The 18854-nt window shown below is 67.7% G+C and carries 17 protein-coding genes, 1 tRNA gene and 1 riboswitch; of the genes, 12 read left to right on the forward strand and 6 right to left on the reverse strand.

Features of this window, described 5'->3' with window-relative positions; all coding sequences use genetic code 11:
- Nucleotides 1–64: 64 nt before the first annotated feature.
- The 5 genes from AWC19_RS25385 (at nucleotide 65) to AWC19_RS25400 (ending at nucleotide 7671) form a co-directional block, all read left to right on the forward strand.
- Nucleotides 65–1384, forward strand: a complete 1320-nt coding sequence (locus tag AWC19_RS25385) for a hypothetical protein (protein WP_142281413.1) — start codon at nucleotides 65–67, stop codon at nucleotides 1382–1384.
- Nucleotides 1384–1632: a hypothetical protein gene (locus AWC19_RS25390; protein ID WP_085080861.1), complete on the forward strand. Its 249-nt coding sequence runs from the start codon at nucleotides 1384–1386 to the stop codon at nucleotides 1630–1632. Before AWC19_RS25385 ends, AWC19_RS25390 begins: the two co-directional genes overlap by 1 nt.
- Nucleotides 1633–1805: 173 nt before the next feature.
- Entirely contained in the window at nucleotides 1806–2405 is a 600-nt protein-coding gene (locus tag AWC19_RS30965; RefSeq protein ID WP_245849325.1) for a hypothetical protein, read from the forward strand.
- Complete coding sequence (locus tag AWC19_RS25395; RefSeq protein ID WP_245849328.1) at nucleotides 2402–5608, forward strand: ATP-binding protein; 3207 nt, start codon at nucleotides 2402–2404, stop codon at nucleotides 5606–5608. Before AWC19_RS30965 ends, AWC19_RS25395 begins: the two co-directional genes overlap by 4 nt.
- A complete protein-coding gene (locus AWC19_RS25400) occupies nucleotides 5605–7671 on the forward strand; it encodes an FAD-dependent oxidoreductase (RefSeq protein WP_142281414.1) in 2067 nt (688 codons plus the stop codon). The genes AWC19_RS25395 and AWC19_RS25400 overlap by 4 nt, the downstream gene beginning before the upstream one ends.
- Before the next feature lie 41 nt (nucleotides 7672–7712).
- Here AWC19_RS25400 and AWC19_RS25405 read toward each other — a convergent pair whose 3' ends face one another.
- The 3 genes from AWC19_RS25405 to AWC19_RS25415 form a co-directional block, all read right to left on the reverse strand.
- A complete protein-coding gene (locus AWC19_RS25405) occupies nucleotides 7713–8204 on the reverse strand; it encodes a DUF732 domain-containing protein (RefSeq protein WP_142281415.1) in 492 nt (163 codons plus the stop codon).
- Between the two features lie 38 nt (nucleotides 8205–8242).
- Nucleotides 8243–8851 carry a hypothetical protein gene (locus AWC19_RS25410; protein WP_085080864.1) on the reverse strand — a complete coding sequence of 203 codons (609 nt, stop codon included), beginning with the start codon at nucleotides 8849–8851 and terminating at the stop codon, nucleotides 8243–8245.
- A 36-nt stretch (nucleotides 8852–8887) separates the two neighbouring features.
- Nucleotides 8888–8999, reverse strand: a riboswitch (SAM riboswitch).
- 115 nt (nucleotides 9000–9114) lie between these two features.
- A tRNA-Tyr gene (locus AWC19_RS25415) sits at nucleotides 9115–9200 on the reverse strand.
- A gap of 69 nt (nucleotides 9201–9269) precedes the next feature.
- Between AWC19_RS25415 and AWC19_RS25420 the strand changes: the two genes are divergently transcribed.
- The 4 genes from AWC19_RS25420 to AWC19_RS25435 all read left to right on the forward strand — a co-directional run bounded on the left by AWC19_RS25420 (nucleotide 9270) and on the right by AWC19_RS25435 (nucleotide 14109).
- The gene (locus AWC19_RS25420) at nucleotides 9270–9761 is read left to right on the forward strand and encodes a YajQ family cyclic di-GMP-binding protein (protein WP_085080865.1); all 492 of its coding nucleotides are present in this window, start codon (nucleotides 9270–9272) and stop codon (nucleotides 9759–9761) included.
- 40 nt (nucleotides 9762–9801) lie between these two features.
- On the forward strand, nucleotides 9802–11286 hold the full coding sequence (locus tag AWC19_RS25425) for a flavin-containing monooxygenase (protein WP_085080866.1): 1485 nt from the start codon (nucleotides 9802–9804) through the stop codon (nucleotides 11284–11286).
- Nucleotides 11287–11327: 41 nt separating this feature from the next.
- Nucleotides 11328–12353, forward strand: coding sequence for an NAD(P)H-dependent glycerol-3-phosphate dehydrogenase (locus tag AWC19_RS25430; protein WP_085080867.1), 1026 nt, complete (start codon nucleotides 11328–11330; stop codon nucleotides 12351–12353).
- A 238-nt stretch (nucleotides 12354–12591) separates the two neighbouring features.
- Nucleotides 12592–14109 carry a SulP family inorganic anion transporter gene (locus AWC19_RS25435; RefSeq protein ID WP_085080868.1) on the forward strand — a complete coding sequence of 506 codons (1518 nt, stop codon included), beginning with the start codon at nucleotides 12592–12594 and terminating at the stop codon, nucleotides 14107–14109.
- Here the strand turns inward: AWC19_RS25435 and AWC19_RS31465 are convergent.
- The 3 genes from AWC19_RS31465 to grcC1 all read right to left on the reverse strand — a co-directional run bounded on the left by AWC19_RS31465 (nucleotide 14102) and on the right by grcC1 (nucleotide 16382).
- Nucleotides 14102–14434, reverse strand: a complete 333-nt coding sequence (locus AWC19_RS31465) for a toxin-antitoxin system HicB family antitoxin (RefSeq protein WP_142281416.1) — start codon at nucleotides 14432–14434, stop codon at nucleotides 14102–14104. The two genes, AWC19_RS25435 and AWC19_RS31465, sit on opposite strands and share 8 nt — an antisense overlap.
- Nucleotides 14435–14441: 7 nt before the next feature.
- Nucleotides 14442–15302, reverse strand: a complete 861-nt coding sequence (gene htpX / locus AWC19_RS25445) for a zinc metalloprotease HtpX (RefSeq protein ID WP_085080869.1) — start codon at nucleotides 15300–15302, stop codon at nucleotides 14442–14444.
- Between the two features lie 72 nt (nucleotides 15303–15374).
- Nucleotides 15375–16382, reverse strand: coding sequence for a nonaprenyl/(2E,6E)-farnesyl/geranylgeranyl diphosphat synthase (gene grcC1, locus AWC19_RS25450; RefSeq protein ID WP_085080870.1), 1008 nt, complete (start codon nucleotides 16380–16382; stop codon nucleotides 15375–15377).
- A 49-nt stretch (nucleotides 16383–16431) separates the two neighbouring features.
- Here grcC1 and menJ point away from each other — a divergent pair, with 49 nt between their 5' ends.
- From menJ to AWC19_RS25465, 3 genes are all read left to right on the forward strand, one after another.
- A complete protein-coding gene (gene menJ / locus AWC19_RS25455) occupies nucleotides 16432–17643 on the forward strand; it encodes a menaquinone reductase (RefSeq protein ID WP_276042999.1) in 1212 nt (403 codons plus the stop codon).
- A gap of 85 nt (nucleotides 17644–17728) precedes the next feature.
- The gene (locus tag AWC19_RS25460; protein ID WP_085080871.1) at nucleotides 17729–18415 is read left to right on the forward strand and encodes a class I SAM-dependent methyltransferase; all 687 of its coding nucleotides are present in this window, start codon (nucleotides 17729–17731) and stop codon (nucleotides 18413–18415) included.
- 25 nt (nucleotides 18416–18440) lie between these two features.
- Nucleotides 18441–18776, forward strand: a complete 336-nt coding sequence (locus AWC19_RS25465; RefSeq protein ID WP_085080872.1) for a DUF732 domain-containing protein — start codon at nucleotides 18441–18443, stop codon at nucleotides 18774–18776.
- Nucleotides 18777–18854 lie beyond the last annotated feature (78 nt).

The raw sequence follows: 18854 nt of genomic DNA on the forward strand, positions 1-18854 counted from the left end.
AACATTCTTCCCGGATACCATTGCCACACCGGTATGCTAAGGCCGCGATACGTGAGGCGGGGCCATGTCGATAGTGCATAGTCAGCTGGCGATTTTCGGCGCAATCGACGAATTGGTGCTCGAGGCCCGCACCGGTGACAACGGCAGCGCCGATCGGGCGGTGTTGACCGCCGCGGCCAAGCTCATGCCGAACAGCACCGGCTTCGGCGAAGCCGGGTGGTACCGCGAACTGCAGCGGTTCGTCAATCGCGACGGCGTCCGCGCGCCCGGCCGGACCAATCCGATCGCCTTCCCCACACTGCAGGCCGCCACGACCGAACTCCTTGGCGTCCCGGCGCCGACGCCGGAGGCGGAAGCCAGCGCCGAGCCGAGCCCAGCCACGTCGCCGTTGCCAGAACCTCTGCAGGTGCCGCGGGCGGCGCCGCCAAGTGGACTCGATCAGCCCCGAAACCCAGACGGGCCAGGCGGATTCGAGGACCAGACGTTTTATGACTCCGCTCGCGACCCGGTTTTGGCGCGGGCGGGCTACGCCGCGTTCGTGTTGCTCAAACTGGGCGAGATCGCCGGTGGGCTCGATCAGACGCTGCTTGACGACTTGAAATCCGTGGTGGGCGTTGCGGTACGGTCTTTCGTCCCGCCCGGTGACCCCGGCATAGCGGCGATGACGGATAGCATCACCGGCGCCATCAACGACATCAACAGCAGGCAGGAGTGGACCGCATTCGTCACGGACGCGGTCGGACGGCGATTCGCCGAGGCTTCCAAGCCGTGCTTCGGGACATTGGAGGAGATCGACGGGAAGTACTGCAGCACCGTGGTGACCGACTCTGTCGAGCCAAGCCTTAGCGTCGCCGACATCGAGAACATCGTCGACCCGATGAATTGGGGCCTGTGCAGCAAGTTCTTCTGCAAGATGGTTCAGAACACCCCGAACCGGAACGGCGGAGGGTGGAGCCGCGTCCAAGAGCAGATCGGCGCGGAATGCGGCGAATACCGCCTCATCACAGATCTGATTTTCTACAAGGTGTGCCAGCGGGACGGCAGCATCTTCATCAACTACGACATCGACCCACAACGCCGCCCACCGGACCTGGGCTACGTCAAGGTCGACAACGGCTACATCTTCGTATCGCCCGACAACGCCACCAACGACCCCAAAGAAAAGGGCGTCCGCATCCGCACCAGCAAACAGGAGCACGTGGATGGCTTGAGCCCGTGCGCGACGGCCGCGCTGGCGTGTCTGATGGGGTGGGCCGACGCCGGCCGGGAGATGCTCGCCGGGACGGCGCAGAAAATCATCTTGGCGCAGCAAGCCGGGCTTCCGACCCCCAAACTGAAGGTGTTCTACCCGTCTGACCAGCCCGACCCCGGGGAGCAGAACTGATGTCGAACGCGCAGTTCCCGCCGAACTTCAAAGACACGATCCAAGACACCACCAAGCTCGTCAATGATCTGATCGACCGCGCGGCGAGCGTCGCAGGCAACGCGGGCAAGAAGTGGATCGACGGGTTCACCAAGGGCGACGTGGGGGACGTTGCGGTCGACATCGGCGCAAAGTTCAAAGACCAAGTTCTCGACGCATGGGATACCGCCGAGGCCAACGTCAAACCGCCGCAGAATGGAGGCCCGTAATGGCCGGCCAACCCGACCCACCCGATCCGCCGGATGTCATCGCGGCCCGCTACGCCGCGGCCGCGAAGAAAGCCGTCAACGCGGTCGCACAGGTGGGGATCGACGCGTTCGACAAGGTGAACGGTCCGCCCGGACCACAGCCTCCGTACCAACCCGCCGACGCAATCGATTCGATGGCGCAGTTGGCCGGTGCGGCGTTGGCCGGAACGGTCTCCATCGCGCGCGTCGCGCTACAGGTCCAATGGGACCGACGGATCCTGCTGGTTGCCGACAACATCGCGTCGATCGTCGGCGCTGGCCTCAACGATGTGCTCGGGGTCGCCCAAGACGCCGCCCAGAAGATCAACACCAATTCCTACAAGCAGCAGGGCCTGGTCGACTCGGCAATCAAACTCGCCAGCATCGGCGCGTTGCGAGGCGCCGAGATCATGGAAACCGCGATCGCGGGGCCCGGCGCGTACGCCGACCCGATCATCAAGCGGCCGTTCGTCTTCACGCCCGCGAAGAACATCGACGCCACTCTCGCGGTGACCAAGCTCGTCCGCACGCTGGACGGCACGGACATCAAATCGCTCGTGACCTTCGATCCGCCCGCCGGCGTGCTGCCCGCGAACGAGCAGGACTTCACCCTCGTGATCAACACGGCCGGACTGCCGAGCGGCGCGTACCAGGGTACCGTCACCGCCACCGATGCCGGGGCGCCTCCCAACAACGTTCGCACTTTCGACATCACGGTGCTCATCCCCGAGACGACGGACCCGCCCGAGCCGTGAGCGACGCCTCGCGGACCCCGCACATCGACGAGTTACTCGATCAAGCTTGTCAGGCGATCAACGAAGGAGACCGAGCCAGGGCCAAGGTGATCGCAGAGCGGGTGCTGCAGGTCGACCAAGGCAATGCCGAAGCCGAAGACCTCTTGGCGGCGCCGGCCGATCATGGCGAAATCCGGCGCCTGACAATCATGTTCGTCGACCTCGTCGACTCGACGGCCCTTTCCACCCGGATAGACCCAGAGCTCTACCGCACCATCGTGGGCAGCTATCGCGACGACGTGCTCCGCATCGTGCGACGGTACGAAGGTCACATAGCCAACACCAAAGGTGATGGGCTGCTTGCCTTTTTCGGCCACCCGCAGGCACACGAGGACGACGTGCGCCGAGCCGCCCAAGCCGGCCTCGACATCACGCGGGCCGTGGCGGAGCTCAGCGCGCGGGTGCGCCGTGGATTCGGCTTCAATATCGGTGTGCGCGTCGGCATCCACCGCGGCATCGTCTATCTCGACACCGCCCAGGACGACGTCTACGGGTTGGCCGCCAACCTCGCGGCACGGATTTGCAGTATCGCCGAGCCCGGCACGGTCGCCGTATCGGACGCGGTGGAACCGCTGATTTCGAGCGGATTCGAGCTCGAGGCCCGGCTCCCCCAGTCGGTCAAGGGTGTCGAATCACCCGTGCACCACTTTCGGGTGATCGCCGAGCGTGACCCGAGGCCGAGGCCGCTCGGTCCGCTGGTCGGGCGCGAGCGAGAGCGCGCTTACCTCGAGCGAAGCTGGGCGGATGCGCTCGAAAACCGCTTGGGCACACCGGGTGTGGTGTTTCAGGGCGATGCGGGGATCGGTAAGAGCAGGCTTGCCTGGTCGGCGGTGGACCTCGCCGAGCGGTCGCACGCGGTGGTGCTTGCGCTCATCGGCTCGCCGCTACACACCGACGTCGGACTGCGCCCGGTGCGCCGCCTCTTGGAACGCCGCTGCGGCATCACCCGCACGTCGGATCCCCGGCAGCGGCTCGAAGACCTGGCCCGCGAGCTGGAGACGCTATCGTTAGATCCCACCGGCGTCATCCCCCTGCTGGCGCCCGTCCTCGGCATCCCCCCGCAGACCGGGTATCGGCCCGTGGAAGCCGAGGGCCGCAAGCTCTTCGAGCTCATCTGCGGCGCGGTGCACGACTACCTGCGCGCGTGCGTTCGCGGCGCGCCCGCTCTGGTCCTCGTCGAGGACATGCATTGGTTCGACGAGGACACCGTCCAGGCGGTGCGGTCGCTGCTGAACTCCGACCTGGGTGGTCACGTGCTGATCGTGATGACCAGTCGCCGGCTCGTACCGTTGGGTGACGCCGCGCGGGCCGAGGTCTTCGACCTGGCGCCCCTGAGCGACACCGAGTCGGACCGGCTCATCACCGCCTTGCATCCAAGCGTGACGTCGATCGCCAAACAGGCGGTGCTACGTCGTTGCGACGGAATACCGCTCTACATCGAGGAATTGGTGACCAAGCTCAAGGACGCACCGTCGGACGCGGGCGCGCTGTCCAGCGTTCCGGACACCTTGTACGAAGCGTTGTTCGCGCGGCTGCGCTCGGGTGCGGGCGCCGTCCGGGTGGTCGAAGCGGCGGGGATCATCGGCACCCGAGTCGAACGGGCGCTGCTGTCGGCGGCCGTGGACATGCCCGGCGCGGAGCTCGATCAGGTGCTGCAGCAGCTGGTGGACAGCAGGGTGCTCGAGCCGATCGAGCAAGATAGTTGGCGTTTCCGCCACGAGTTGCTCCGAGAGGTCGCCGCCGAGATCTCGCCGCCGAGCCTTCGCCGCGAGATGCACAGCCGCATCGCCGACAGTCTGCTGTCGGCGGCCGCCGACGGGAACCCCGACTGGCCGCTGATCGCATACCACTGCGCGAACGCCGAAAGGCACGTCGAGGCCGCCACAGCGCACGGTCAGGCCTCGGCCAACGCGTGGCAACGGGGCGCCCTCGAAGAGGCCCGAAGCTACCTCACCGAGGCACTCGCCCAGGTGGAACGTTGTGCGCGCGGATCCGATCGCGATCAGATGGAAATCGCGCTCAGATTGCGTCGGGCGCTGCTGGCACAGGCCGCCGAAGGGGTGGCCAGTCCGAACGCCACGGCGGACTTCCAGCGCTGCCTTCAGCTGTGCAGCGACGACCTACAAGACGATGACCTGTTTTCCACCGTCATGTCCTTGTACCCCTATTACACGATGCGGGCCGACCTCGATCGCGCCGAGCGGCTGGTCCGCTCGATCCGCGCCAGCCTCACCGGATCACGGCGGAAGTTTCTGCCCATCAACGAGTTCGCGCTGGGGATGCTGGCGTGGTACCGCGGCGACTTCGGCTACGCGCGGTCCCAACTGGACCTGGCGGCCGCCACCCTGACCGAAGAGGCGACGCGGGAGCTCGACGCGATGCTGTTCATGCCCAACGACCCGACCGCGGGACTGCTCACCCATCGCGCGCTGTCACGCTACGTCGACGCCGACCTGCCCGGCGCCGAAGCCGAATTGGCCGCCGCGGAACGCCGTTGCGCCGAACTGCCTTTCCCCCAGGGCGCCTTCAGCCTGGCCTACGCGCGGCAGATCGAAGTGATGATCCGGATCGAGTCCGGTCAACACGACCGCGCCGCCGGCATCGCCACCGAACTCGCGGCACTGGGCGAACAACATGGGTTTGATTCCTGGGCGCTGGTGGGAACCGCGCAGCACGCCAGCGTCGCGGCGTTCCGGGCGCTCTCCGGCCCCACCGTCGACCCCGCCGCGCTGCCTGCTCACATCGCCACCATCACGGCCTATGTCGACGCGTGGCGAGCGCTGGGCGTGATCTCGCTGATCACGTTCTACGATGCCCTGCTGGCGCGGCTGCTGATCGCGGCCGGTGATCTCGACGCGGCCAACCGGCGGCTGCAGACCGCGCTCGATCTGGCCGCCGATACCGGCATGCGGTTCTATGACGCCGAGTTGATCAGGTGGCGCGCCCACGCCACCGACGACCCGGCGCAACAACGCGCCGACCTGACCGCGGCGGTCGACCTGGCGCAAAGTCAGGGCGCGTCGCTGTTCGAATTGCGCTCGGCGCTGGACCTTTTCGAACTGAGCCCGGAGACGGGCCGTCCCGCACTGGTCCAAGCGGCGGGCGCGTTGCCCGCCGACGGCGCCTGGCCGGAACTGGTCCGCGCGCGAACGATGCTCGGGTGAAACGCCCGTCGGCCAAGGTTGCCATCCTGGGCGGCGGCATGGCCGGCTTGAGCGCGGCGTGGCGGCTGAGCGAGCCCGGTTGGCGCAACCAATTCGAATCGATAACGGTCTACCAGCGAGGCTGGCGATTGGGCGGGAAGGCCGCCTCGAGTCGCGGTGACAACGGTCGCATCCAAGAGCACGGCCTACACATCTGGCTTGGATCCTACGAGAACGCATTTCGGCTGCTTCGCGAGTGCTACGCCGAATTAGACCGGCCCACAACCGATCCCGCCGCGCCGATCCAAACCTGGCGACAGGCTTTGATACCCGCCGACAACCCCGGGCTGGCCGACCGGTTCGGCGACGATTGGCTGACCTGGCTTGGCACGCACCCCGTCGACGACCGACTTCCGGGCGAGCCCGGCGGCTCCGGCCGAACGATGACGGTCACCTCGTTCATCGAGCGTGCGCTGCGGCTGTTGTTGGCCTTCGCCGACTCGCTGCGCGAGCCGGCGTCGAGCGACCTGCATCTGACGACGTCTCCCGTGCCGCCAAAGGCGTCGCCGCTGCGGACGGTCGAGGCGGTGCAGCGCGCCATGCTCGCGGCGCTGGTGGCTCTGGCGGACGCCGGCGGGCCCGGCGAGCCGGCCGCGGGCCCGCTCGACGAGACACTGATCGCCATTCGTGACGTGATCGACTACGACACCCGCCCGGGTCACCGCCGCACGTGGCTGCTGCTGTCCCTGGTCACCGCGGCCGTGCGCGGGATAGTCGCCGACAACCTCATCACCCGCCCCAACGGGTTCCGCGCGATCAACGACGAGGAGTTCGGCCACTGGTTGTTGCGCCACGGCGGCCACCCCGACGTCCTCGAATCGGCGATGGTGCGCGGCCTGTACGACTTCGTCTTCGGCTACGCGGGCGGAGATCCCGAACGCCCTTCGATCGCGGCCGGCCTGATGGTCTTCCTCGTCGGTCACGTGCTGTTCGGATACCAGGGCGCGCTGTTTTGGAAGATGACGGCGGGGATGGGAGACGTCGTGATCGCCCCGCTGTATCAGGTCTTGCGTAACCGCGGGGTTCGATTCGAGTTCTTCCATCGCCTCGATGCGCTGCACCTCGACGCGGACCGGCGGGCCATCGAGGCCGTCAGCCTCGGCCGTCAGGTCCGGCTCGCCGACGGCGTCGAGCAGTACGATCCGCTGACGGTCGTCAAGGGGCTGCCGGTGTTCCCGGACTCGCCGCTGATCGGTCAACTCGATTCCCCACCCGGCGACGGGCTCGAATCGCACTTCGGCTCCCGTGACGACGCCGAGGCGCGAATTCTGCGGCGGGGCAAGGACTTCGACCAGCTGGTGCTGGCCGTGTCGCTCGGCATGGTCCCCGTGGTCGCCGGCGAGCTCGTTGCCGACCGCCCCGAGTGGCGGGACATGACCGCACGCGTCCGCACCGTCGCCACCCAGGCGTTCCAAGTGTGGATGCGGCCAAGCGAGGCGGAGCTCGGCTGGGACCATCCCGGCTCAACGATCAGCGCCTACCAGCGACCATTCGAGACCTGGGCGTCGATGCCGCAAACCTTGTGGGCGGAAGCCTGGCCCGACGCCGCGCGGCCCCGTACGGTCGCCTACTTCTGCGGCAGCCTCGACGCGCCGTGGCCACCGACCGAACCCCCGGCCGAGTACCTGGCCCGGTACCGGCGGCAGGTTTACGCGGACGCGGCCGAGCACCTGAACCGTCACGTCGGCCTGTTCCTACCGGGTGCGGTGACGGACGACGGCTTCGATTGGAGCCTGCTGGCCGGCAACGACGGCCTGCGGGGGCCGGCGGCGTTGACGACCCAGCACGTCAGCGTCAACGTCGATCCCTCCGACCGCTACGTCCAATCGGTGCCCGGGTCGGACAGGTACCGGCTGCGGCCCGACGAAAGCGGTTACGACAACCTGGTGCTCGCCGGCGACTGGACGGATTGCGGCATGAACGCCGGGTGTATCGAGGCCGCGGTGATGTCGGGTCTTCAGGCCGCCAATGCGCTGCTGGGCCGGGGCCGGTTCTACCGCATTCGCGGCTACTGGCTGCCGTGACGGCGTGCGACGTCGACCCGCGCTGCGGTGGCGACTCGCTCCTAGGACTTGTGCTTTTCCGGGCAGTATTCGGCGATGGCAGCGAGGACGAATAACCTGGCCTGAGCCGCGTCCATCCGCAGTTTCAGCTGGTCCATCTCGTCGTTCTGGGTGTACCCGGCGGCAAGATCCTGGCACATCGTGCGCCCCATGTTCCCGGTCTCGGACGCGGTGCCCAGGTGGATGCCGTTCGATGCCAGGTAGTTGGTGAATTCCACGTCTTTGTTGGCGGCGTCGGTATCCGGGCTGTCGGCGCCGGCGACGGCGGCGGGCGCCAGCATCAGGGCCATTACGGCGCCGAGCGTGCACTGACACATCTTCTTCGTCATTTTCTCCCCCATTGCCAAGGCTGCACAGCAAACGAAACGCGGCACCCGATGCAACGCCTCGAGTCCCCGCACCGGGGTATTTCCTGCCATCGGGGTTTCCGATCGGCATATCCCAAAGTGTTCTACCAGCCGTTCATCCGTCGTTTCGGCGCGCGTTCCATTCACCCGCCGCCCACCTTCGAACGTCGCTCACGCACTGCGCTTTACTCGTTCGACCATCGCGGAGGTTCGAGCCCGATCAGGCGTGAGAACGCGTCCCACGATGCGTCTCGGCCCGGTGGCCATTCTTGTTGCCACACCCTCAGCGGAACGTCGGCAAGCGGGTCGAACCTGCTCGCCAACCGCGCGTACTCCTGCTTCTCCCAATCATGAAGTCGCTGAACGTGTTCGAAGAAACCCATTAGCTGGGTGATCTGCGCCTCTCGGATTTGAGCCGAACTGCCGGCCCGCACGCCGATCCTATTCATCAGGCTGTGCCGTCCCAGTGCCAATGGGCGAAATCCCCACGCTGACTCCAGCGCCTCGTTTACGGCGAGGCAATCGGCGCATGCCAGCCATGACCACCGCGTGGTGCCGCCAGCCGTGCCCCTGCAGCAGACAATGCACAGGTCGAGCGCACGGGGGACATCGCAACCGCCCCATTTTGCGGGCGAGTCTTCGTCCGCGCACGACTGCCAACGACCGTGCAGAGACTCCCATTTGCAGGTGGTCGGCACCGGTCCTCGCAGCCCTCCGCAAGGAATGTGCACGGACAACTCGGTAATCCGCTTGCGTAGCGCCGCGTCGGTCGCGCTCAGCTTTTGCTCGGTCATTTTCTTCGCCACTTTCCGGCGACGCCACCCTCGGGCGTCCACCACTTGCACGGGTCACGTGCCGGCTCTTCCCCTGGGGCACCGTGCGGTGGATGCGCGGTTGCCGGGACGGCGGGCCAGGTACCCGAACAGCCGTCCGCTCTTGAGCGATTCCAGGATAAGGGAGGATCCCGACAGACCCAACCACCGTCAGCCGATGAGATGCCTCAGGGATGCGGGCACCCGCAAAGGCAACCCAAACACGCCTTGAAGTGCGAAGACCTTGGTGGCAGGTACAGGATTCGAACCTGTGTAGGCGTAAGCCGACGGATTTACAGTCCGCTCCCATTGGCCGCTCGGGCAACCTGCCGCCAGACAGGTTACAACGAACAGGTAGACAAGGCACAAACGGCCATCTCACAGGGAAGGGACGGATCGAATGGCGGACTCATCGTTCGACATCGTCAGCAAGGTCGACCGTCAGGAGGTCGACAACGCGCTCAACCAGGCCGCCAAGGAACTGGCCACCCGGTTCGACTTCCGCGGCACCGACACCAAGATCGCGTGGAAGGGCGACGAGGCCATCGAGCTGACGTCGTCGACCGAGGAGCGCGTCAAGGCCGCCGTCGACGTCTTCAAGGAGAAGCTGATCCGCCGCGACATCTCGATGAAGGCCTTCGACGCCGGCGAGCCGCAGGCCTCCGGCAAGACCTACAAGATCACCGGCACCCTCAAGCAGGGCATCAGCAGCGAGAACGCCAAGAAGATCACCAAGCTCATCCGCGACGAGGGGCCCAAGAACGTCAAGACCCAGATCCAGGGCGACGAGGTCCGGGTCAGCAGCAAGAAACGCGACGACCTGCAGGCCGTGCAAGCGCTGCTGAGGAGCGCCGACCTGGACGTGGCCCTGCAATTCGTCAACTACCGATAGTGGCGCAGGGCCCGGCGCTGGAAGTAAAGCGAGGTTCCCGATGACGATGAATGGCGAGGCCGACTACTTCGACGTGGTCATCGTCGGCGCCGGCATCTCCGGCGTCGACGCGGCCTACCGGATCACCGAGCGGAACCCGGGCGTGACGTACACGATCCTGGAGCGCCGCGGCCAGATCGGCGGCACCTGGGACCTGTTCCGCTACCCCGGCGTTCGCTCGGACAGCAGCATCTTCACGCTGTCGTTCCCCTTCGAGCCGTGGACCCGCAAGGAGGCCGTCGCCGACGGCGCGCACATCCGCGAGTACCTGGTCGCCACCGCGCACAAATACGGCATCGACCGGCACATCCGGTTCAACAGTTACGTCCGCTCGGCGGACTGGGATTCCTCGGCCGACACCTGGACGGTGACCGTGGAGCAGGACGGCACGCCCAGGCGCTACCGCGCCCGGTTCGTGTTCTTTGCCAGCGGCTACTACGACTATGACGAGGGCTACACCCCGGACTTCCCCGGCATCGAGCGGTTCGAGGGCCCCGTCGTGCATCCCCAGCACTGGCCCGAAGACCTGGACTACGCCGGCAAGAAGGTGGTGGTGATCGGCAGCGGGGCGACCGCGGTCACGCTGATCCCGGCGCTGGCCGACCGGGCGGCGAAGGTGACGATGCTGCAGCGCTCGCCCACCTACATGATGTCGGCGTCCAAGTACAGCAGCTTCGCCGCCGTGGCCCGAAAGGTATTGCCGCCCAAGGCTTCCCACTTGGCGATCCGGACGAACAGCGCGTTGCTGGAGGCGGCGTTCTGGTTCTTGTCCCGCAAGGTTCCGCGGTTCGTGAAGTGGTTGCTGCGGCGCGTGGCGATCAGGAACCTGCCCGACGGCTACGACGTCGACACCCACTTCAAGCCGCGCTACAACCCCTGGGACCAGCGGATGTGCCTGATCCCCGACGCCGACCTGTACGCCGCCATCAGCGCGGGACGGGCCGAGGTCGTCACCGACCACATCGACCGGTTCGACGCCACGGGCATCGCGCTGGAATCCGGCGCCCACCTCGACGCCGACATCGTCGTCACGGCGACCGGCCTGCAGCTCCAGGCCCTGGGCGGGGCCACGATCAGCCTGGACGGCGTCCGGGTCGACCACCGCGACCGGTTCGTCTACAAGGCACACATGCTCGAGGACGTCCCCAACCTGTTCTGGTGCGTGGGCTACACGAACGCCTCCTGGACGCTGCGGGCCGACATCACCGCCCGGGCGACGGCGAAGCTTCTGGCGCACATGGCCTCTCACGGCTACACCCACGCCTACCCGCACCTCGGCGACGAGCCGATGGACGTCAAGCCCTCCTGGGACATCCAGGCCAACTACGTCAAGCGGTCCGGCCACGCGCTGCCCAAGTCGGGCACCCGGCGGCCGTGGAACGTGCGGCAGAATTACTTCGCCGACGCCATCGACTACCGGTTCGACCGCATCGAGGAGTCGATGGTGTTCGGGCGCGCCGCCGACAGGGAGCCACTCGCCGGGTGAACTGCTTCTAAATCCGAGATGTCGGCAATACGCTGATGCCCATGGCAGTTCAGCAGCGCGAACCCACGGTCGTTGTGCTCGGTGGCGGTTCCTGGGGGACCACTGTGGCGTCCATCTGTGCGCGGCGCGGGCCCACGCTGCAGTGGGTGCGCTCCGAGGCGACGGCCAAGGACATCAACGAGAACCACCGCAACAGCCGCTATTTGGGCAACGACGTCATCCTGAGCGAAACGCTTCGCGCCACCACCGACTTCGCCGAGGCCGCCCACTGCGCCGACGTCGTGGTGATGGGCGTGCCGTCGCACGGCTTCCGGGGCGTGCTGACCGAGCTGGCCAAGGAACTGCGGCCCTGGGTGCCGTTCGTGTCGCTGGTCAAGGGCCTCGAGCAGGGCACCAACATGCGGATGTCGCAGATCATCGAGGAGTTGCTGCCGGGCCACCCGGCGGGGATCCTGGCCGGGCCCAACATCGCCCGAGAGGTGGCCGAGGGGTATGCGGCCGCGGCGGTGCTGGCCATGCCGGACCAGCACCTGGCGACCCGCCTCTCGGCGCTGTTCCGCACCCGCCGGTTCCGCGTGTACACCACCGACGACGTCGTCGGGGTCGAGATGGCCGGCGCTTTGAAAAACGTCTACGCGATCGCCGCGGGGATGGGATATTCGCTCGGCATCGGCGAGAACACCCGCGCGCTGGTGATCGCGCGGGCGCTACGCGAGATGACCAAGCTGGGCGTGTCGATGGGCGGCCACCCCGACACCTTCCCCGGGCTGGCCGGCCTGGGCGACCTCATCGTGACCTGCACCAGCCAGCGCAGCCGCAACCGCCACGTCGGCGAGCAGCTCGGCGCCGGCAAGCCGATCGACGAGATCATCGCGTCGATGAACCAGGTCGCCGAGGGCGTCAAGGCCGCCACGGTGGTCATGGAGTTCGCCAACGAGTTCGGCCTGAACATGCCGATCGCCCGCGAGGTCGACGCGGTGATCAACCACGGCTCGACCGTCGAGCAGGCCTATCGCGGCCTGATGGTCGAGGTCCCCGGGCACGAGGTCCACGGCTCCGGGTTCTGAAGCCGTCAACCAAACAACTCGTAACGAAAATATTTGCATTCCATATGCGCCCGTGCCGCCGGCTTGACCGGCCGGTTTGTCCGCAAATACCGTCGAACGACGTAGCAGGCCTTTGAGCCGCCGCTGACGCGGCCGTAATCGGCTGCGCGCCAACACGCTACGCCGACGCAACGCAGCGTAATACGGGGCGGATATTCCCAACTTCCCCCGCTTTGGAACCAACGAGGGAAAGCAACCGATGCAACACATCGAACAGCTTGGCGATCAAGATTCCCAACGGGGAGACCAGGATTCACGAAAGGAGCGGATTCGATCCGTCATTCGGCATGACCTGCCAGCATCGATCGTCGTTTTCCTGGTGGCGCTGCCGCTTTCGCTGGGCATCGCGATCGCGTCCAACGCCCCGGTTCTCGCGGGGCTTATCGCCGCGATCGTCGGGGGCATCATCGTCGGGTTCATCGGCGGGTCACCGCTGCAGGTCAGCGGGCCGGCCGCCGGCCTCACCGTCGTGGTCGCCGATCTGATCTCCGACTTCGGCTGGGGCGCAACGTGTTTGATCACCGCCAGCGCAGGGGTGCTGCAGGTCTTGCTGGGTCTCAGCCGCGTTGCCCGGGCGGCGCTGGCGATCTCGCCCGTCGTGGTGCACGCCATGCTCGCCGGCATCGGCATCACCATTGCGCTGCAGCAAGCGCACGTCCTGCTGGGCGGCAAGTCCAAAAGTGATGCCTGGCATAATCTTATCGGCCTGCCCGGGCAGATCGTCGGCGCGCATCGGCCCGGCGTGATCCTGGGCGTGCTGGTGATCGTCATCCTGGTCGCGTGGCGCTGGGTGCCGGCTCGGCTGCGCGCCGTTCCGGGGCCGCTGGTCGCGATCGTCGCGGTGACCCTGCTGTCGGTGGTCCTGCCTTTCCACGTGCGCCGCATCGATCTGGACGGGTCGCCGCTGGATGCGCTGCAGCTGCCCGACATTCCGCATGGCAACTGGGGCGCGGCGGCCGTCGGCGTGATCACCGTCGCGCTGATCGCCAGCGTCGAGAGCCTGCTGTCGGCGGTCTCGGTGGACCGGATGCACCACGGGCCGCGGACCGACTTCAACCGCGAGCTGATCGGCCAGGGCACCGCCAACGTCGTGTCCGGGGCCGTCGGCGGCCTGCCGGTCACCGGGGTGATCGTCCGCAGCTCAACGAATGTCAACGCGGGCGCGAAATCCCGGGCGTCGTCGATCATGCACGGCGTGTGGGTCCTACTGTTCACGGTCCCGTTCGCGGAGTTGGTCGAAGAGATCCCGACCGCGGCGCTGGCCGGCCTGCTGATCGTCATCGGCGTCCAGCTGCTGAAGCCGGCGCACATCGAAACCGCTTCAAAACACGGCGATCTCGCCGTCTACGTCGTGACGGCGGCGTGCGTCATCTTTTTGAACCTGCTGCACGGCGTGTTGATCGGGCTGGCGCTGGCCATCGCGCTGACCGGGTGGCGGGTGATCCGGGCCAAGGTCGAGGCCAAGCCCGCCGACGACGGCTGGCGCGTGGCGATCGCAGGGCCGGCGTGCACGTTTCTCACCCTTCCGCGGCTGACGCGCGTGCTCGCGTCGGTGCCCGCCGGAAAGGTTGTGACGGTGCAGGTTTCGGTGAACTACCTCGACCACGCCGCGCATCAGGCGATCGCCGACTGGCAGCGCCAGTACGAGGCCGCGGGCGGCACCGTGCGGCTGCAGGGGACGCTCGAGGCGGGGCACCTCGGCGCCGTTCTCACCTAGTCGAAGCCCGAGAGGCCGAAGAGGCCGTCCGGGGCGCGCCCGTCATCGAGACGCCCTGTTCGATGGATTCCATTGCCAGGCGGGCGTGCAGCTCCCATGACGTCCGGACCACGATGGTTCCGCTGTACCGGCGTTCCGAAAGCGGTGTGGGCGGTTTGTCTCCGCATCGTCGAAGGCACTCCACATGCTCGGTGACGGCCTGCTCGATGGCTTCGACCGCCTGCGTCGCGGTTGGCGCTTCGCGCCCGAGATGTGGGATCTCGAGGCATGCACCGACGTACTGGTGGTAGTGCGAGTCACTTATCCCCAGGCGGAGCGCCGGCACGAGCCCCTTAGCCCCGCGCCATCTGCTCCAGCCGCCGGATGCGGTCCTCGATCGGCGGGTGCGTCGAAAACAGCGATCCGATCCGCTCGCCCGCGCGGAACGGGTTGGCGATCATCAGGTGCGCCTGGCTGGCCAACTGCGGCTCGGGCGGCAACGGGGCCAGCTGCACCCCGCCGGAGATCTTGCGCAGCGCCGACGCCAGGGCCAGCGGGTCACCGGTCAGCACGGCGCCCGACTCGTCCGCCTGGTACTCGCGCGACCGCGACACCGCCAGCCGCACCACCGTCGCGGCGATCGGCCCCAGCAGCGAAACCAGCAGCAGCGCAAAGGGATTCTCGCCGTCGCGGTTGCCGCCGAACATGCCCGCGAACATGGCCATGTTGGCCAGCGCGGTGATCACCGACGCCATCGCTCCGGCGATGCACGAAATGAGGATGTCGCGGTTGTAGACGTGCGAAAGCTCGTGCCCCAGCACGGCGCGCAGCTCGCGCTCGTCGAGGATCTGCAGGATGCCGGTGGTGCAGCACACCGCGGCGTTACGCGGATTGCGGCCGGTCGCGAACGCATTGGGGGCGTTGGTGTCGCTGATGTACAGCCGCGGCATGGGTTGATGAGCGCTGGTGGCCAGCTCGCGCACGATCCGATACATCACCGGCGCCTGCAGCTCCGACACCGGCTGGGCGTGCATCGCGCGCAGCGCCAGCTTGTCGCTGTTGTAGTAGGTGTAGACGTTCATGCCGAGCGCGAACAACACCGCGATGAACATCGCCGTCCGGCCGAAGAGCGAGCCGACAAACACGATCAACGCGGACATACCGACCAGCAGGGCGAACGTTTTCAACCTGTTGGCATGCGGATGCCAGGTCATCAGTGTCCTCCTTGGGGCCTCGACTACTGCTCATTGAACGCCTAAAACGGCCGGAGAGGTTCCTGGTTCGCGCTAACCGTGCCGGCTCACCGTGTAGTCGACCAGCGTCTGAAGCGCGCGCCGGCCGGGAAGGTCGGGCAACAGGGCCAGCTCCGCGCGCGCCTGCGCCGCGTACTGGGCCAGGAACTCCTTCGCCTTGGCCATGCCCGGCGACGACCGCAACAACGACAGCGCCTCGGCCACGGCCGCGTCGTCGCCGACGGGACCGGCCAGCAGCTCGCGCAGCCGCGCCGCCTCCGGACCCGGCTCGCGCAGCGCGTAGAGCATGGGCAGGGTGTGCACCCCTTCGCGGACGTCGGTCCCGGGAAGCTTGCCGGATTCGTGCGAGTCGCTGTCGATGTCGATGATGTCGTCGGAGATCTGGAACGCGGTGCCGACGATGCCGCCCAGGCGGCTCAGCCGCTGCGCCTGATCGGCGCCGGCGCCGGAAAAGATCGCGCCGAATTCGCCCGCCGCCGAGATCAGGCAGGCCGTCTTCTCGTACACCACCGTCAGGTAGTGCTCGACCGGGTCCGCCCCTTCGGCCGCACCGCGGGTCTCGCGCATCTGCCCGGTCACCAGCTGGGCGAACGTCTCGGCGATCAGCCGCACCGCGTCCGGCCCCAGCCGCGACACCAGCCGCGACGCCGTCGCGAACAGGTAATCGCCGGCCAGGATGGCGACGTTGTTGCCCCAGCGCACGTTCGCGGTGGGCGCGCCGCGGCGCACCTCCGCCTCGTCCATCACGTCGTCGTGATACAGCGTCGCCAGGTGCACCAGCTCGATGACGGCGCCGGCGATCGTCACCTCCGGCGCGTCGGGGTTGGGCCCGAGCTGCGCGGCCAACACGGTGAACAGCGGGCGGAACCGCTTGCCACCGGCCCTGAACAGGTGCGTCAGCGAATCGGTCATCACCGCGTCCGCGCTGCGCAGCTCGGCGTCCATCAGCTGCTCGATGCGCCCGACACCGTCGCGCACGGTCGCGGCGAACGCGGCGTCCCCGAAGTCGATGCCCGCCACCACCGTCGCCGGAGTCCTCACGCGACCAAACATACTGGTGTGTGTGGAGACGAGAGCGATCGCAGCCGACCTGGTGGTCGTCGGCGCCGGGCCCGCCGGTTCGGCCGCGGCCGCCTGGGCCGCCCGCGCCGGCCACGACGTGCTCGTCATCGACTCGGCCAGCTTCCCCCGCGACAAGCCCTGCGGCGACGGGCTGACCCCGCGCGCCGTCGCCGAGCTGGAACGGCTCGGACTCCGCGACTGGCTGGACACCCGCATCCGGCATCGGGGCTTGCGGATGAGCGGCTTCGGCGGCGAGGTCGAGGTCGACTGGCCCGGCCCGTCTTTCCCGTCGACCGGCAGCGCCGTGGCCCGCCTGGAGCTCGACGACCGAATCCGCAAATGCGCCGAAGATTCCGGGGCGCGGATGCTGCTTGGCACCAAAGCCGTTGCGTCGCATCATGACTCGTCGCGACGGGTGGTGTCGCTGACGCTGGCCGACGGGACGGCGGTGCGCTGTGCCGCGTTGATCGTCGCCGACGGCGCCCGGTCGTCGCTGGGCCGCAAGCTGGGCCGGCGCTGGCATCAGGAGACGGTGTACGGCGTGGCCGCCCGCGGCTACCTCGCCACCGCGCGGGCCGACGACCCGTGGCTGACGTCACACCTGGAGCTGCGCGGACCCGACGGCTCCAAGGACAAAGTGCTGCCCGGCTACGGCTGGATCTTCCCGCTGGGCAACGGCGAGGTGAACATCGGCGTCGGGGCGTTGTCGACGTCGAAGCGGCCCGCGGACCTGGCGCTGCGGCCGCTGATCTCCTACTACACCGACCTGCGCCGCGACGAGTGGGGCTTTAGCGGCGAGCCGCGGGCGGTGGCGTCGGCGCTGTTGCCGATGGGCGGCGCCGTCTCGGGCGTGGCCGGGCCCAACTGGATGCTGATCGGCGACGCGGCGGCCTGCGTCAACCCGCTCAACGGCGAGGGCATCGACTACGGCCTGGAGACCGGGCGGCTGGCCGCCGGGCTGCTGGAGGAGCGCGACCTGTCGCGGGTGTGGCCGTCGTTGCTGGCACAGCACTACGGCCGCGGGTTCTCGGTGGCGCGCAGGCTGGCGCTGTTGCTGACCTTCCAGCGGTTCCTGCCGGCCACCGGGCCGATCGCGATGCGCTCGACGAGGCTGATGACCGTCGCCGTGCGCGTGATGGCCAACCTGGTCACCGACGACGACGCGGACTGGGTGGCGCGGGCCTGGCGGGGCGGCGGCCGGCTCTCTCAGCTCCTCGATCACCGAAAGCCGTTCAGCTAGGCCACCTTTTGCCAGGCGGCGACGCCGCACGCGCGCTATATCAAAAGCATTGACATATATCAGTCTAATTGATATACCTGTTGGCATGACCCAACCAGTGGATTTCCAATTCGAAAGTGCCTACCGGGGTGAATCCCCCTTCGGCGAGGGCGTGCGGCCGCCGTGGAGCATCGGCGCCCCGCAACCCGAGCTGGCCGCCCTGATCGAGCAGGGCAAGTCCCACGGCGACGTCCTGGACGTCGGCTGCGGGGAGGCGGCGATCTCGCTGGCGCTCGCCGAGCGGGGACACACCACGGTGGGGCTGGACCTGTCGCCCACCGCGATCGACCTGGCCCGACGCGAGGCCGGGAAGCGCGGCCTGACCAACGTGACCTTCGAGGTCGCCGACATCAGCGACTTCGACAGTTTCCCGCACGGATCGGCCGGGCGGTTCGGCACCATCGTGGACAGCACCCTGTTCCACTCCATCCCGGTCGAGGCGCGCGAGGGCTACCAGCAATCGATCACGCGGGCCGCCGCGCCGGGCGCCTCCTACTTCGCCCTGGTCTTCGACAAGGCCGCGGTTCCGGCGGGCCCGCCCAACGCCGTCACCGCCGAGGAGCTGCGCGACGTGGTGTCGAAGTACTGGGTGGTCGACGAGATCAGGCCCGCGCGCATCCACGGCAACCTGCCCGTGGGCCATCCCGACCTGCCGTTCGTCGGGATCCGCGAGGAGCCCAACGGCCTGCAGTCCGTCGACGCCTGGCTGCTGTCCGCGCACCTGGGCTCCTAAAAGCATCAGGTGTATAGTCCGGCTAATGAAGGCTTCGAGGCTGGCTTCTCTCATCGCCATGGCGGGCGCCGCTGTCGCAGTGGCGGCGCCCGCGCAGGCCGACGACTACGACTACGTGTTCAAGCAGACGGTCAACCACTTCGGCGTGTACGGCCCGCAGGACCAGCTGGCGTGGCTGGGCAAGATCAGCTGCGACCGGATCGGCAGGGGCGTCGACGGGGACCCGTACAAGTCGGCCAACTTCCTGCAGCACAACCTGCCGCTGGGCACCACGCAGGGCCAGGCGTTCCAGTTCCTGGGCGCCGCGATCGACCACTACTGCCCCGACCAGGTCGGTTTCATCCAGCGGGCGGGCCGCTAGGTGTACCCGGCCATAACGTTGGTTACAGGCGGCTGATGGGTGGTAGGCCGCTGAGTGCGCTGTGGCGGCGTTGAGTGT

The organism is Mycobacterium palustre, from assembly GCF_002101785.1.
Taxonomy (GTDB): domain Bacteria; phylum Actinomycetota; class Actinomycetes; order Mycobacteriales; family Mycobacteriaceae; genus Mycobacterium; species Mycobacterium palustre.